Source organism: Acidaminobacter sp. QWL-03 (genome assembly GCF_058683855.1).
Genome location: NZ_CM178752.1, coordinates 2,716,489 through 2,731,885, shown reverse-complemented (window position 1 = coordinate 2,731,885; position 15,397 = coordinate 2,716,489). Strand labels below are relative to the sequence as shown.

The 15,397-nt window shown below is 41.2% G+C and carries 14 protein-coding genes; 8 read left to right on the top strand and 6 right to left on the bottom strand.

Annotation, left to right across the window (positions count from 1 at the left end; all coding sequences use genetic code 11):
• Window positions 1–122 precede the first annotated feature (122 nt).
• The 6 genes from gyrA to dnaA all read right to left on the bottom strand — a co-directional run bounded on the left by gyrA (window position 123) and on the right by dnaA (window position 8,639).
• A complete protein-coding gene (gene gyrA, locus AC4PHM_RS12780; RefSeq protein ID WP_492018138.1) occupies window positions 123–2,531 on the bottom strand; it encodes a DNA gyrase subunit A in 2,409 nt (802 codons plus the stop codon).
• Window positions 2,532–2,633: 102 nt separating this feature from the next.
• A complete protein-coding gene (gyrB, locus tag AC4PHM_RS12775; protein ID WP_492018137.1) occupies window positions 2,634–4,544 on the bottom strand; it encodes a DNA topoisomerase (ATP-hydrolyzing) subunit B in 1,911 nt (636 codons plus the stop codon).
• 1 nt (window position 4,545) lies between these two features.
• Window positions 4,546–5,667: a DNA replication/repair protein RecF gene (gene recF / locus AC4PHM_RS12770; RefSeq protein ID WP_492018136.1), complete on the bottom strand. Its 1,122-nt coding sequence runs from the start codon at window positions 5,665–5,667 to the stop codon at window positions 4,546–4,548.
• A gap of 3 nt (window positions 5,668–5,670) precedes the next feature.
• Entirely contained in the window at window positions 5,671–5,919 is a 249-nt protein-coding gene (locus tag AC4PHM_RS12765; protein ID WP_492018135.1) for an RNA-binding S4 domain-containing protein, read from the bottom strand.
• 11 nt (window positions 5,920–5,930) lie between these two features.
• Window positions 5,931–7,034: a DNA polymerase III subunit beta gene (gene dnaN / locus AC4PHM_RS12760; protein WP_492018134.1), complete on the bottom strand. Its 1,104-nt coding sequence runs from the start codon at window positions 7,032–7,034 to the stop codon at window positions 5,931–5,933.
• A gap of 264 nt (window positions 7,035–7,298) precedes the next feature.
• A complete protein-coding gene (dnaA, locus tag AC4PHM_RS12755) occupies window positions 7,299–8,639 on the bottom strand; it encodes a chromosomal replication initiator protein DnaA (RefSeq protein WP_492020513.1) in 1,341 nt (446 codons plus the stop codon).
• Window positions 8,640–9,237: 598 nt separating this feature from the next.
• Here dnaA and rpmH point away from each other — a divergent pair.
• From rpmH to rsmG, 8 genes are read left to right on the top strand one after another with little or no spacing between them, the layout of a single operon-like run.
• On the top strand, window positions 9,238–9,372 hold the full coding sequence (gene rpmH / locus AC4PHM_RS12750; protein ID WP_291404487.1) for a 50S ribosomal protein L34: 135 nt from the start codon (window positions 9,238–9,240) through the stop codon (window positions 9,370–9,372).
• A 50-nt stretch (window positions 9,373–9,422) separates the two neighbouring features.
• The gene (gene rnpA, locus AC4PHM_RS12745; protein ID WP_492018133.1) at window positions 9,423–9,752 is read left to right on the top strand and encodes a ribonuclease P protein component; all 330 of its coding nucleotides are present in this window, start codon (window positions 9,423–9,425) and stop codon (window positions 9,750–9,752) included.
• Complete coding sequence (gene yidD / locus AC4PHM_RS12740) at window positions 9,749–9,958, top strand: membrane protein insertion efficiency factor YidD (protein WP_291404489.1); 210 nt, start codon at window positions 9,749–9,751, stop codon at window positions 9,956–9,958. Before rnpA ends, yidD begins: the two co-directional genes overlap by 4 nt.
• A 33-nt stretch (window positions 9,959–9,991) precedes the next feature.
• Window positions 9,992–10,696 (top strand): YidC/Oxa1 family membrane protein insertase, encoded by a 705-nt coding sequence (locus tag AC4PHM_RS12735; protein ID WP_291404490.1) that lies wholly within the window; start codon window positions 9,992–9,994, stop codon window positions 10,694–10,696.
• Between the two features lie 7 nt (window positions 10,697–10,703).
• On the top strand, window positions 10,704–11,324 hold the full coding sequence (gene jag / locus AC4PHM_RS12730; protein ID WP_492018132.1) for an RNA-binding cell elongation regulator Jag/EloR: 621 nt from the start codon (window positions 10,704–10,706) through the stop codon (window positions 11,322–11,324).
• 56 nt (window positions 11,325–11,380) lie between these two features.
• On the top strand, window positions 11,381–12,763 hold the full coding sequence (gene mnmE, locus AC4PHM_RS12725) for a tRNA uridine-5-carboxymethylaminomethyl(34) synthesis GTPase MnmE (RefSeq protein WP_492018131.1): 1,383 nt from the start codon (window positions 11,381–11,383) through the stop codon (window positions 12,761–12,763).
• Window positions 12,764–12,776: 13 nt separating this feature from the next.
• Window positions 12,777–14,675, top strand: a complete 1,899-nt coding sequence (gene mnmG / locus AC4PHM_RS12720; protein WP_492018130.1) for a tRNA uridine-5-carboxymethylaminomethyl(34) synthesis enzyme MnmG — start codon at window positions 12,777–12,779, stop codon at window positions 14,673–14,675.
• Window positions 14,665–15,384: a 16S rRNA (guanine(527)-N(7))-methyltransferase RsmG gene (rsmG, locus tag AC4PHM_RS12715; protein ID WP_492018129.1), complete on the top strand. Its 720-nt coding sequence runs from the start codon at window positions 14,665–14,667 to the stop codon at window positions 15,382–15,384. Before mnmG ends, rsmG begins: the two co-directional genes overlap by 11 nt.
• Window positions 15,385–15,397: the final 13 nt, after the last annotated feature.

The window sequence follows — 15,397 nt, the reverse complement described above, 5'->3', positions numbered from 1 at the left end:
TAATTTTTGACGAAAAAAAGAGCCACACAGTGGCGGCTCCATAAATGAATCAATATAAGGGGGCTGTTACTCAATTAATATCCCATTATTTGAAAATAAAACAATTTTTCAGTTTTTACTATTTACTCTTCTTCCTCTGTAGGCTTATCCATAATCCTTGCAGTTGAAACGACACAGCAAGTTTCATCTGTCCGCATAAGGCGGACTCCGCTTGTTGACCTTCCAAGCACTGAAATCTCATCAACACGTAATCGGATCAAAACGCCCTGACTATTGATCAACATAATTTCTTCATCATCTTTGACCACTCTGGCGCTTACAACTTTTCCTGTTTTGGAATTCATATTGTAAGTCTTAATACCCTTGCCGCCTCTGGTTTGTATTCTGTATTCATCCAGCTCAGTTCTCTTTCCATAGCCGTTCTCGCTGACGATCAAGAGTTTGCTGTCCGATCTAAGGATCTCCATACACACCACTTCATCATTGTCACTGAGACGTATACCTCTGACACCTGTAGCAACACGTCCCATTTCACGAACATCATTCTCATTAAATCGCACAGACATACCATGACTCGTGATGACTATGGCCTCATCCAAGCCAGAAGTTTCACGAACGCTGATCAACTCATCATCTGGATTAAGATGGATTGCAATTAGACCATTCTTTCTTGAGCTGTCAAATTTATTCAAGGCAGTTCTTTTGACGATACCCTTCTTCGTCATGAGCATTAAGAAGCCAGACTCAAATGATTTAATTGGTATAACAGCTGTTACAGTCTCCTCAGGTTCCAACTGTATTAAATTAACTACAGCAGTACCTCTGGCTACACGACCACTCTCAGGAATCTGATAGGCTTTAAGGCGGTAAACTTTTCCGAAGTTTGTAAAGAACAAAAGATAATCATGCGTTCTAGTTGTATAAATATTCTCTACAAAATCTTCTTCTTTTGTTGTAACACCTGTTTTTCCTCTACCGCCACGTTTCTGTGCTGCATAGGTATCGACCGGAGTTCGCTTGATGTAATTGCTATGTGTCAAAGTAATGACTACATCCTCGTCTTCGATCATATCCTCAATGTCAATTTCATCATAATTAATGGTGATTTCAGTCCTTCTTGGATCACCATATTTATCTTTGATTCTGACAAGATCCGTTCGAATGATGTCGAATAACAACGCTTCATCCGATAAAATCTCTTTGAGAGATTTTATTAAGCCTAAGATTTCATTGTATTCATTTTCTATTTTATCGCGCTCGAGTCCGGTCAGTCTCTGAAGGCGCATATCCAAAATAGCTTGTGCCTGAATTTCACTCAATGCATATTTTTCTATTAAACTTATTTTAGCTTGCGGCGGATTCGGTGCTGCTTTAATTAAATCGATCATATCGTCAATATTATTCAACGCTATCATAAGACCTTCGAGTACATGTGCCCGCTCTTCGGCCTTTCTCAAATCGAATTGAACACGTCTCGTTTCGACGTCTTTTTGGTGAAGGATGTAATAATAAAGGACTTGCTTTAAATTTAAAAGTTTTGGTTCTCCTTCTACCAGCGCAATCATATTGATGCCAAAAGTCGATTGTAATTGAGTATGCTTATAAAGCTGGTTCAGAACAACATTGGCATTCGCGTCGCGGCGAAGCTCAACAACAACTCTGATCCCTTCCCTATTACTCTCATCCCTCAAATCTGTGATGCCGTCAATTTTTTTATCCCTAACGAGTCCGGCAATGTCTTCCAGCATTTTGGACTTATTGACTTGATAAGGAATCTCTGAGATCAAAATGGCTGTTTTATCTTTTCTAATTTCTTCAATACTAGCCTTTGCACGGACAATGACTTTTCCTCGACCTGTTCTATAGCCTCTTTTTATGCCCTCAGACCCCATGATTTGAGCACCTGTAGGAAAGTCAGGACCATTTACCAAGTCAATCAAATCCTCGATATCTATGTCCGGATCGTCAATCATTGCAAGGGTTGCATCAATAATCTCAGATAAATTATGAGGAGGTATAGCTGTTGCCATACCGACAGCTATACCATTTGAACCATTGACCAACAGATTTGGAAATCTCGATGGCAGAACTACAGGCTCTTGGAGAGTTTCATCAAAGTTTGGTCTATAATCGATTGTTTCCTTATCTATGTCTTTCAACAATTCAGTGGCAATTTTAGACATACGCGCTTCTGTGTAACGCATAGCTGCCGCGGAATCTCCGTCTATAGATCCAAAGTTTCCATGTCCATCAATCAGCTGATAACGGATAGAAAATTCTTGAGCCATCCGTACCATTGCATTATAAACAGAGGAATCGCCATGGGGATGAAATTTACCCAGAACGTCACCGACGATTCTTGCTGATTTTCTATATGGTTTATCAGGACCAAAACTCAACTCGTGCATATCAAATAATATTCGTCTATGAACCGGTTTCAATCCGTCTCTGACATCAGGCAATGCTCGACTGACAATGACACTCATGGCATAGTCAATGTACGATTTTTTCATTTCTTTGCTGATGTCCATATTCACTACTCTTTGTATCTCATTCTCCACTTGAGCACACCTCTCTTCGGGATTACTCCCGAAATTACTTCTGCATTATTTAATAAAAATCATCAGATTAATTTAAACATCCAGATTAGTGACATATCTGGCATTTTCCTCAATGAATTCTCTCCTTGGATCTACTTTTTCTCCCATTAGGGTTGAAAAAATCATATCCGCTTCAACAGCATCATCAATGCCCACTCTGAGTATAATTCTGTTTTCAGGATCCATGGTAGTCTCCCAAAGCTGCTCAGGATTCATCTCACCCAAACCCTTATATCTTTGAATATCGACATTTCTTCCACTTTCCTCAAGGATCTTTTGCAGCTCTTGATCTGAATAGGCATACTGCATAGATTTACCTTTGCTAATTTTATAAAGCGGCGGTTGGGCAATATAAATATAGCCCTCCTCAATCAACGGTCTCATATACCTGAAAAAGAAGGTTAGAAGAAGAGTCCTGATATGAGCGCCGTCAACATCCGCGTCAGTCATAATCATAATTTTATGATATCTGAGCTTTTCGACATCAAATTCATCACCAATTCCACAGCCAAATGCTGTAATCATAGCTCTGATTTCAGCTGAATTGAATATTCTAGAAAAATTTGCCTTCTCAACGTTCAGTATCTTTCCGCGAAGCGGTAAAATCGCTTGGGTAGCTCTGTCTCTTCCCTGTTTTGCACTGCCGCCCGCGGAATCTCCTTCGACAATATAGACTTCTGTTTTTGATGGGTCGCGTTCGGAACAATCGGCTAATTTCCCGGGCAATGTCATCCCATCAAGAAGACCTTTTCTTCTGGTAAGTTCCCGCGCTTTGCGCGCAGCTTCTCTTGCTTTTGAGGCGCGAATACACTTTTCGCTGATGATCTTTCCTTCGTTTGGATTTTCCTCAAGGAATTCACTGAACATTTCAGAAGCAACAGATTCGACAACGCCCCGAATATCATTGTTTCCGAGCTTAGTCTTTGTCTGGCCTTCAAATTGCGGCTCTGGCAATTTAACAGAAATGATAGCTGTAATACCTTCTCGGATATCTTCACCTGTCAAATTTTCTTCTTTTTCTTTCAGAAAGCCTTTCTTTCTGGCGTAATCATTAATAGCTTTCGTAAGCGCACTTTTAAAGCCGCTCAAATGAGTGCCGCCTTCATGAGTATTGATATTATTTGCAAAAGTATAAATATTTTCAGTATAGCCATCTGTATATTGGACCGCGATCTCGACTGTATTGCCTTCAACTTGAGATTCTCTGTAGATGACATTGTCATGTATAGATGTTCTATTTTTATTCAGATAAGTGACAAATTCCTTAATTCCGCCTTCGTAAAAGAAAATTGATTTTCTTGTGGTTTCACTACGTTCATCAGTCAGAGAAATTTTTATGCCTTTATTTAAGAAAGCCATCTCTCGAAGTCTATATTCCAGTGTTTGAAAATCAAAAACTGTCTCGTCAAATATTTGCGCATCCGGTTTAAATGTGGTTTTTGAACCATTTTCATCAGTTTCGCCAATGACGCTTAGTTCAGATGTAGTTTTACCTCTTGAAAATTCAATTTTATAGATCTTGCCATTTCTTTTGACCTCAACGATCATCCATTCTGACAGCGCATTGACAACAGAAGCACCAACGCCATGAAGACCACCTGATACTTTGTATCCCCCGCCACCGAACTTACCACCAGCGTGCAAAACTGTATGGATGATCTCTACAGCTGGCTTATTTGACTTGCTATGCATGTCAACAGGCATACCACGACCATTGTCAGATACCATGATCGTATTATCCTCACCTATAACTATATCAATTTGAGTGCAATACCCCGCTAGTGCTTCATCTATACTGTTGTCAACAATTTCGTAAACTAAATGGTGAAGCCCTCTGAGACTCGTAGTTCCAATGTACATGCCAGGACGTTTCCGAACTGGCTCCAACCCCTCCAGGACCTGGATCTGTTCCGCATTGTATTCATTCTGGACTGGCGTTATCAACTCAGTTACCTCCTGATGTTTCAAATTCAATAACAGTACCATCAACTACTTTCAAGATCTTGCCTCTTGAAAGGTGATCATTTTTGATAGTACTTAGCTCTGTCGTCGTTATAAATGTCTGTACATTCTCAAAAGTTTTTATCAATAGGTTTTGACGGTGCTGGTCCAGTTCTGACATGACATCATCCAGAATCAAAACTGGATATTCACCGGTTTCCTCGAAAATGATTTCAATTTCTGACAACTTGAGAGATAATGCTGCGGTTCTCTGTTGTCCCTGTGAACCAAATACTCTGGCATCATGCCCATTTATAGTCAGTTTCAGGTCATCACGATGAGGCCCGTACCATGTAAAGCCTCTTTCTATATCATTTTCCCTATATTCTTCCAGTTTTCTAATAATCGCTGACACTATTGTATCATAATCCTGGCCAATTTCATTTGTGATAAAAGACAAATATTCTACACTAAATTTTTCTTTACCGTTCGTCATTTGAAAATGGATACGCTGACTGATCCTGTCCAGCTTGCTTATAAATTCAAGCCGTTTCAGGATCACTTGAGCGCCGTACTGGGCCATTTTTTCTTCCCATATCTCATAAAGAGGCCATTGGGTTGATTTTGCTCTAAGCAGGGCATTTCTTTGATCCAGTGCTCTATTGTAATGAACGAAAGCCATAAGATATCTGGTACTCATTTGAGAGATTTCCCGGTCGATGAAGCGCCTTCTTTCTACGGGAGACTCTTTAACCAATTTAAGGTCTTCAGGCGTAAAGGCGACAATATTAAGTCTGCCGACCCATTCGCTTAATCTTTGAATGGGGGATTCGTTATACTTTAAGGATTTTTTCTTATCCTCTAAAAAGCGCATCTCAAGATGGCTTTCAATCCCATGTTGTTGGAAATGAATGCCGAGATACGCTGTGTTGATATTGAATCGAACCATATCTCTTTCTCTGGATGTTCTGAATGATCTTCCAAATCCACCCACAAAAAGTGCTTCAATCAGATTTGTCTTTCCCTGCCCATTATCACCGATAATTAAATTCAAATATCGATCAAATTCGAGCTCAAGCTCATCATAATTTCTGAAATTTTCGAGCTTTAGCTTTCGAACATACACAAATTATTCCTCCTGGCCAAATACGACCTCAATGGTATGAGTTTCAACGATCTTGTCCGACTCATCTCTTATTTCAATTTCAACGAGATCTCCAGGCCTGATTTTTTTACCTCGTTGAAACTCATGGTTACCATTTACCTTAACCATACCATCGGCAATAATTTGCTTTGCATAGCCCCCGGTTTGAACCATACCTGACAATTTTATCAATTGATCCAGTTTAATGAATTCTGTGTTTATCATGACTTGCATAAGCGTCTCCTTTATGCCATTCTGACTGGCAGGACAAGATAAGTATAGAATCCGTGGTCGACAGGTTTCATGATGCAAGGGCTTACGTTGGTTGAAAATTCAAGGACAACCCATTCGCTTTCCATCACTTTCAATGCATCAATCAGATATTTAGGATTAAAACCAATATCAAGTTCAGGTCCGCTTAAGTCAATTGAAACTTCCTCATTGACACTGCCTATTTCGACATTGGAAAGAATATTCATTCTTTGTGGTTTTAACGATAACTTAATTGAACTGTTTTTACTTTCTTTTGCCATTAGTGAAGCTCGCTCAAGACCGCTCAGCAATTCATCTGTTTTCACCTTTGCGATTGTTTTGTTATCTTTTGGAAGAATTTGAGTGTATTTAATAAATTCACCCTCAAGCAATCTGCTTACTATCCTTATCTGATTGAACTCAAAGAGGATATGGCGATCAGTGAATAAAACCTGTAAAGTCTCAGCATCAGGAACACCTGTCAGGATCTTAGCCACTTCGTTAAGTGTTTTTGCCGGAACGACAACCTTTCCTGTCAATTCAGAATGAAGCATCGCCTGTCTTAGAGCCAGTCTGTAACCATCTATTGCCACAACTGACAAACGATCTGGCTCAAATTCAAAGAGTGCACCAGTCAAAATAGGTCGTGACTCATCCAAAGAAGTAGCAAACAAAGTTTGGCGGATCATGCCCTTCAACAGCCCGCATTCTATTTGAACGCCTGAAGCTGCATCCACTTCAGGAATCTCAGAGAATTCTGCATCTGACATACCCATAATTTTGAAATCTGACCGGTCACAGGTTATTCTGGTTTCATAATTGTCACTAGACTCAATCATAACGTTTAATGGCGCTAATTTTCTTACAATTTCTCCAAAGAGTCTAGCTGGGAGAACGACACTGCCCTCTTGGTCAACTTCAGCGATGAACTTTGTCTCTATACCCAGGCTGAGATCATTTCCAGTAAGAGTAACTTCACTACCACTGGCTTCAACTAATATACCATTCAATACAGGATGAGTCGATTTTGAAGAGACAGCTTTTGAGACGGTTAAGATGGCTTCAGAGAGTACGGATTGCGGGCAAGTGAACTTCAATGTGGAAAACCTCCTCATTTGCGATCAATTTTGAGTTTAAAATTAACTAAGTAATATTATTAGTCATAGTAGTAGGGGCTGTTAGTATGTTGAAAACTCACGAAAGTGTTGATTTCAGGTCGTTAAATAAATTTGTACACTGTGGATAAAGTACCTGAAAGCTGCTGTTTTATCCACAGAAAAAGATAAAAACAGGCGCCCGTTTTTATCCACAGGCGCACCTAAAGTTTTTCACAGGATTTTGTGAGTAATTTTCTTCAAAGTTTATTCGCCTTGGATTTCCTTTGTTATTTTATCGAGTCTTGATTTAAAGGAAGCGCTCTCTTGAATTTCTTTTGAGATTTTATCATAGGCGTGGATAACAGTGGTATGATCTCTGCCACCGAACTCTTCACCTATTTTGGGCAAAGACATATCAGTTAGTTCACGGCATAGATACATGGCAATTTGACGAGGATATGATATTGAGCGTGTACGCCGTTTAGTATCAAAATCATCAGCTTTGACATTGAAATGTTGGGCAACAATCGATTTTATCAGTTCAACATTGATTTGCTTTGGTTTTGAGGAGGCAATTATATCTTTTAAGGCTTCCGCAGCTATGTCCACTGAAATTTCGACGTTCGCGAGAGAAGCATAAGCGATGATCCTAGTGAGAGCACCCTCAAGTTCTCTGATGTTCGATTTGATTTTGCGGGCGATAAATTCAAAGACTTCATTTGGAATTATGATGCTGTCGAGTTCCGCTTTTTTCCTTAAAATAGCTATTCTTGTCTCAAAATCCGGTGCCTGGATATCCGTGATCAATCCCCATTCAAAACGTGACCGAAGGCGATCTTCCAAAGTAGGAATTTCCTTTGGTGGGCGGTCACTTGAGACAATAATTTGCTTGTTTGCTTCATACAAAGCATTAAAGGTATGGAAAAATTCTTCCTGAGTTCTTTCTTTGCCCGCGATGAACTGAATATCATCCACTAACAGAACATCGACATTTCTGTATCTGTTTCTGAATTCGGCATTTTTGTCATCTTTTATGGAATTGATTAATTCATTGGTAAATTTCTCTGAAGTGACATAGGCAACTTTGGCTTTCTTATTCTGATCAAGAATATAGTGGCCGATGGCGTGCATAAGGTGTGTCTTTCCAAGGCCTACACCGCCATAAATAAACAACGGATTATAAGCTTTCGCAGGTGATTCGGCGACAGCAAGTGACGCAGCATGAGCAAAACGATTGCTGTTTCCGATGACAAACTCGTCAAAAACGTACTTTGGATTAAGCCTGATCTGATTGATATCATCATTAAATGCGTCATCTTCTCTTGAAGAAGATTGAGTTTCTTTTTCATATTTTGCCGATTCGCTGATCAAGACGAATTCAATTAAAAATTCCCTATTTGCAGCTTCATGTACAGCATTAGTGATGAGAGACAAATAACGATTTTCTAGGATTTCCTTGTTAAAATCGTTAGGCACAGCCAAAATTAATCGATTGCCTCGGACCGCAATGGGAGAGATCGACTTTAACCATGTATTGTAGCTCACTTCTGTCAATTCTTTTTTGATTAATGCCATAGTCGCTTCCCATAACTCCCGGACATTCAAACTCATTTTTTTACCTCCAAAAACTTTATTCACAAATCATCAACAGGTAAGATAGGATAACTTCCTGAGTCCACCTGTGTTTAAGCTATCAACAGTTTTGTGTGCGTTATGTGGATAAAGGTGCATAAAAAAATGCGCATTGATCGTTTATCCACATGTGACTGCGCAGGGTTTATCCACATATCAATATGGCCCGACGCACATTCAAACGCGATTTTGCGCAATTAAATGAAAAATATTCACAGTGTTATCCACAATTCGTGGATAAATGTGAATGTTTTGGATTAAAAAATTCACTTATCAACAGTGAGATAATAATATCAAATTATGACGTCCATTTCAATTCAAATAAAGAAAATATCCACAGCCTGTGAGTTTGGTCCTATGTGGGTAACATTGTGGATGAAGCCTTTTGTCAAAATCTCTTATCAAGTCGACAACTTTTGGAATTGGCGTGAATGAGGTGCGTGAATGAAGCATTCAAAGGCACAAATCGGTATTGACAAGGTCTGTCTTAGAAATTATAATGACATAGCAGACTTTTTGTTTTGTGAACCCATTGGTTTAATAGATATCTAATTTCAAGGAGGTGTTTCAAGTGAAAAGAACTTATCAACCTAAAAAGAGACAAAGATCAGTCGAACACGGCTTTAGAAAGAGAATGAAAACTAAATCCGGAAGAAACGTATTGAGAGCTCGTAGAAGAAAAGGAAGAAAGAGTTTGACTGCTTAAGACCGCGACTAGTGGTCTTTTTTTGCAATTATAGGCCTTGGAGGTTCATTGTGAAGATTGAAGGGCTTAAAAAAAGCGGTCAATTTGCTGAGGTATACAAACATTCCAAGTCGACAGCAACACGATTTGTCGTGATGTATCATAAACCCAATGGTCTGACAGTGAACCGAGTTGGTTTTTCAGTCAGCAAAAAAGTTGGGAAGAGTGTTGTGAGAAACCGGGCAAAACGCTTGATCAGAGAAGCATACAGATTAAATTCGGACCGGGTGCCAGTGGGATATGATCTGGTATTTATAGCGCGTGTCAGAATCGTTGACGCAACTTATCAGGATATTGAAAAAAGTGTGCGCCGGTTGTTGAAGGAGCTTCGTCAGAGATGAAAAAATTGCTTCTTGCGCTGATCCGCTTTTATCAAGGGTACATATCACCGCTTCTCGGTCCGAGATGCAGGTTTCATCCCACTTGCAGTCATTATGCATTTGACGCTGTGTCCAAGTACGGTGCTTTAAAAGGTTCTTGGCTTAGCATCAAACGTATTTTAAAATGCCATCCCTTACATCCGGGGGGATATGATCCACTAAAATAAAATTGTGTTAATGCTGGTCGGGAGGAAAAAAAATTGAGTTTTTTGTATGCAATTTTTGGTAAAACATTAGGTTTGATCTATAACCTTGTCAATGATTACGCATTATCCATCATAGTTTTTACAATCTTGGTCAAATTATTGCTGTATCCGCTGAATTTGCAGCAAATTCGTTCTTCAAAAGCTATTAATGAAATTCAGCCAAAGCTTAAAGAGCTGCAGGAAAAATACAAGAATGATAAAGAGACACTTGCTGCTAAGCAAATGGATCTATATAAACAGCATCATATCAACCCAATGGCAGGCTGTCTTCCCCTTTTGATTCAGTTGCCAATTATCTTTGCGTTGTTCGGTACGCTTAGAGATCCTATTCAATATGTATTCAACAATGATGCTGCACTGGCGAATGAGGCTCTAAGCAAAGGCTTTTTATGGATTAAAGACCTTGCTGCACCTGATACGCTTAGCTTATTGATACCATCGGCAACTGGATTTATCGGAGCACTCCCGGGCATCATGCCTATTCTTGCAGCAGCAATCACTTACTGGCAGATGAATTCAATGTATGATGGCCAACAGGTCAATGAGCAAATGAAGACTATGAATAAAATTTTACCGTTCGTGATCTTGTTTACCGGTCGAACACTCTCTGCCGGCGTTCTGATTTACTGGATCATAAGCAGTTTGTTCCAGCTTGTTCAGCAAAAGCTTACTGGTCACCTGAAAAAGAAGGAGGCTTAACACGTTCATGTATGTTGTCGAAAAAACCGCGAGAACTGTAGATGAAGCGCTTAAATTAGCGCTGATTGAATTGTCAGCAACTGAAGATCAGGTTAAAGTAGACGTCATAGAAGAGTCCTCGAAGGGTTTGTTTGGACTCTTTGGCGCAAAAGAGGCAAAAGTTCGTGTAGAGCTCAAGGAAAAAAGCGATCGAATCGCGGTGGAGTTCCTGGAAAAAATTCTTGATAAGATGGGCATTGACGGTACGGTTGTCGCTAAACTGGATGGAGATGCTTTGAATCTTGACATTCTTGGCAATGATATGGCGATCCTGATTGGACGCAGAGGCCAAACACTGGATGCACTTCAATACTTGGTGAGTCTGGTAGTCAATAAAGAAAGAGCAGACTATCTCAGAGTAACTCTGGATACTGAAAGTTATCGCGCAAAGCGAAAGGAAACACTCGAGAAATTGGCGCACAGACTCGCCGCGAAGGCAAAGAAGATGCGCAAAGATATTGTACTTGAACCTATGAATCCATACGAGAGAAGAATCATACACGCGACGTTGCAGGGACATCCTTACGTCAGCACTAAAAGTGAGGGCGAGGAGCCAAATCGCAAAGTCGTAATTTTCTTGAATAAGTAACCTTGAAAAACCCAGTCAAGCTACTGGGTTTTTTGTATCCGAAAGGAGGACAGACATTGTTCAGAGAGGATACAATTGTCGCTATTTCAACACCTCCAGGTGAAGGTGCCATCGGCATAGTTAGAATGAGCGGTGAGCTCAGCATTGAAATAGCCAACAAGATTTTTAGACAGAAAAAGAATAGAGATCTAGTAGTAAGTGATCATCGAAGGATGCTTTACGGACATATTTACAAAAATGACTCCGTTGTTGATGAGGTGCTGCTTGTGCCCATGTTTTCACCGGCAACTTATACGCGTGAAGATCTCGTCGAAATCCATTGTCACGGCGGTATGGTACCGTTAACGGAGATTGTGAAATTGATTTTGGAAAATGGTGCTAGCATGGCGGAACCTGGTGAGTTTACAAAGCGTGCGTTTTTAAACGGACGTCTCGACCTGGCTCAGGCCGAATCGGTGATGGACCTCATTCAGGCCAAGACACCACAGGGTTTTGAGGTAGCTTACAATCAGTTGGAAGGTCATTTGTCGGGGAAGGTTGACGCTGTAAGAGCAGAACTCCTTTCTGCAATGGCCCAGCTTGAAGTCTGTATAGATTATCCGGAAGAGGATATTGAAGAAATGACTTATTCGGAGATGACAGACCGGTTTAAAGCAGCTGAGAAATCCGTGTCTGTACTGCTTGAAAACAGCGAGACAGGACGTATTTTGAGGGATGGTCTCAGCACAGTTATCGTAGGTAAGCCAAATGTTGGAAAATCCTCGCTTTTGAATACTCTGCTGCGGGAATCCAGAGCTATTGTCACCGATATCCCGGGAACGACGCGTGATGTCATTGAGGAAACCCTCAACGTGCGTGGTGTACCGGTGAAGCTCGTGGACACTGCAGGGATCCGTGAGACGGAGGATCTTGTTGAAAAGCTTGGCGTTGAAAGAAGCAAGGCTTTCTTTAACCGTGCAGATCTTGTCGTTTTCGTTCTGAATGCAGCTGAACCGCTGTCCCCTGAAGATGAGGACATTATGAAATATCTAAAGAATCGGCGTGCTATTGTACTGTTAAACAAGAGCGATCTTGACCCGGTTCTTGATGAAATGACGTTGCGTGATCGTCTTGGCAGCGAGATCCCGGTCATCAAAACATCTCTCATTCAAGAAGAAGGCATCCAGGAACTTGAAGAAGAAATCGCCAAAATGGTTTACGGGGGGCAAATTTCACTCACAGAGCGTTCTGTGGTGACAAATCTCAGACATCAGGATGCATTGAGAAGGTCCGCGAAATCCCTTGGCGATGCACTCGACTCTTGTAAAAAGGGAATGCCGTACGATTTTTTACAGGTAGATGTCAGGAACGCGTACGATGCACTCGGCGAAATAACAGGTGAAACGGTTGAAAACGATTTGATCACGAAGATTTTCAGTCAGTTTTGCTTAGGCAAATAGAGAGGTGTTAATCTTGCCAGAAGAATTTTACAGCGGCACCTATGATGTTGCCGTAATCGGTGCCGGTCATGCCGGCTGTGAAGCGGCTCTGGCCAGTGCCAGGTTGGGCATGAAAACCGTCATGTTCTCGATTAACCTGGATTCATTGGCTATGTTGCCTTGTAATCCATCCATCGGCGGAACTGGAAAAGGACACTTGGTTCGGGAAGTGGACGCGCTGGGAGGACAGATGGGCCTGATCACTGACCTAGCCATGGTGCAGAGCAAAATGCTCAATACCAGAAAAGGACCTGCAGTTCATTCGCTTCGAGCTCAGGCAGATAAGACGAGATATCATGTGGAAATGAAAAAGGTCATAGAAAATACAGTTGGCTTAGATTTAAAGCAAGGTGAAATCGTAGAGATTGAGGTTGCCGATGGTCGTGTGAAAAGCCTCTTAACCAGTACAGGGGCACGCTATGTAGCCAGGGCAATTATATTGGCGACTGGAACCTACTTGGGCGGAAAAATTTTCATTGGAAGTTCAGTCTTTCAAAGTGGTCCAAACGGTTTGGCACCCTCTTTAAAGCTCTCGGAGAATCTGAAATCTCACGGGTTGGAGATCTGGCGGTTCAAAACCGGCACACCGGCGCGCGTGAATAAACGTTCGCTTGACTATTCAAAGATGGAAGCGCAGTTCGGTGATCCAAAACCCGTTCCCTTTTCATTCTTGAATGACAGCATCTCCTTTGAAGAGTTACCTTGCTGGTTGACCTATACCAATGCCGAGACGCATGCCGTCATTCAGAAAAATATATTGAGATCAGCAATGTATGGCGGTCAAATTGAAGGGACTGGAACACGTTATTGTCCGTCTATTGAGGACAAAATCACGAGATTTGCAGACAAAGAACGCCATCAGTTGTTTGTTGAACCTGAGGGTTATGAAACGAGCGAAATGTATGTACAAGGGATGTCGACGAGCCTTCCTGAGGATGTTCAAACAGCTTTTATGAGGACAATTCCTGGTCTTGAAAATGTCGAGGTCATGCGTCCGGCTTATGCAATAGAGTATGATTGTTTGGATCCGTCTCAACTTAAGAACACGCTTGAATTGAAATCCATTGAGAATCTGTTTTCTGCAGGTCAATTTAATGGTTCTTCAGGTTACGAGGAAGCAGCAGCTCAGGGCATCATTGCTGGCATAAATGCTGCTCTTAAGCTCAAGGGAGAGCCTCCTTTTACTTTGGATCGTTCTGAGGCTTACATTGGGGTGCTGATTGACGATTTGGTGACAAAAGGAACGAACGAGCCGTACCGTATGATGACTTCAAGAGCAGAGTATCGTTTGCTATTGAGGCAGGACAATGCTGATATGCGTTTGACTGAAAGAAGTTACTCCATTGGATTGGCAACCCAAGAACGTTATGAGAAGCTGATGGATAAGCTGAATAAAATAGAGTTAGAATTAAAGCGTCTGGAGAGCGTAATTGTTCGTCCTGAACTGGTCAATAGTTTGCTTGAAAGACTGGGCAGCTCACCAATAAAACAAGGTATGTCTCTGATGGAGCTGCTTAGACGGCCTGAAGTTGATTATGGATCTCTGGCGGAAATCGATTTTGATAGACCTTCGCTGAGAGAGGACGTCTTTGTTCAATGTGAGATCCAGCTAAAATATCAAGGTTATATACAGAAGCAGCTGCAACAAGTTGAGCGATTCAAACAGCTGGAAAACAAACGGCTTCCGGAAGACCTCGATTATCATGACATTGAAGGATTACGGCTTGAAGCTCGTCAGAAACTGTCAAAAATAAAGCCAGAATCAGTGGGACAAGCATCCAGAATTTCCGGGGTTTCACCGGCTGATGTTTCTGTATTATTGATTTATCTGGAACAGCGAAACAGAAGACGAGGTGTCGACAATGGACGTTAGAAGCGCATTGAAAGAGGGATTACTGGCTCTGGGTTATGAAAATCCAGACGAGATGCTTGAGCAATTTATGACCTATAAAGCTTTGCTGTTGGAATGGAATGAGAAGATTAATCTGACGACAATAACAGATGATCATGGGATTGTTTACAAACATTTTCTAGATTCTCTAACCTGTCTTCAAGCGCCTGTAGATTTTAATGGCAAGAAGGTGCTGGATCTTGGCACAGGCGCAGGGTTTCCGGGTGTACCTTTAAAAATTGCGCTTCCAGAACTTGATATGACGCTTATGGACTCTTTGAACAAACGGATTCAGTATTTAACAGAGGTTTGCAGAGTTTTGGATTTTAAGCACGTCACATGTTTGCATGCCAGAGCTGAAGAAGCAGCGAGACAAACAGCTCATCGCGAGAAATATGATATAGTCGTTTCCAGAGCGGTTGCCAATATGAGTACTTTGTCTGAGTATTGTCTCCCCTTCGTGAAGATAGGTGGTTATTTCATAGCACAAAAGACAAATGAGGCTTTTGAAGAGATTAAAGCTGCAGAAAGAGCGATCAAAGTTCTTGGCGGTTCCAGTCCGGAGATCATACCTACAAGTGTGCCAGGCACGGACTTTGCTCATAATTTGGTCGTGATTCGAAAAGTGAAGTCTACGCCAGGATTATATCCGCGAAAAGCTGGTACGCCGGCAAAGAAACCAATTGTTTAGGGAGGGTTAAGCT

Excerpts from the sequence above, each read along its gene's own strand:
- gyrA (WP_492018138.1), bottom strand. The coding sequence starts at position 2,531 with ATGGACATCAGCAAAGAAATGAAAAAATCGTACATTGACTATGCCATG.
- AC4PHM_RS12765 (WP_492018135.1), bottom strand. The coding sequence starts at position 5,919 with ATGCAAGTCATGATAAACACAGAATTCATTAAACTGGATCAATTGATA.
- yidD (WP_291404489.1), top strand. The coding sequence starts at position 9,749 with ATGAAAAAATTGCTTCTTGCGCTGATCCGCTTTTATCAAGGGTACATA.
- jag (WP_492018132.1), top strand. The coding sequence starts at position 10,704 with ATGTATGTTGTCGAAAAAACCGCGAGAACTGTAGATGAAGCGCTTAAA.
- rsmG (WP_492018129.1), top strand. The coding sequence starts at position 14,665 with ATGGACGTTAGAAGCGCATTGAAAGAGGGATTACTGGCTCTGGGTTAT.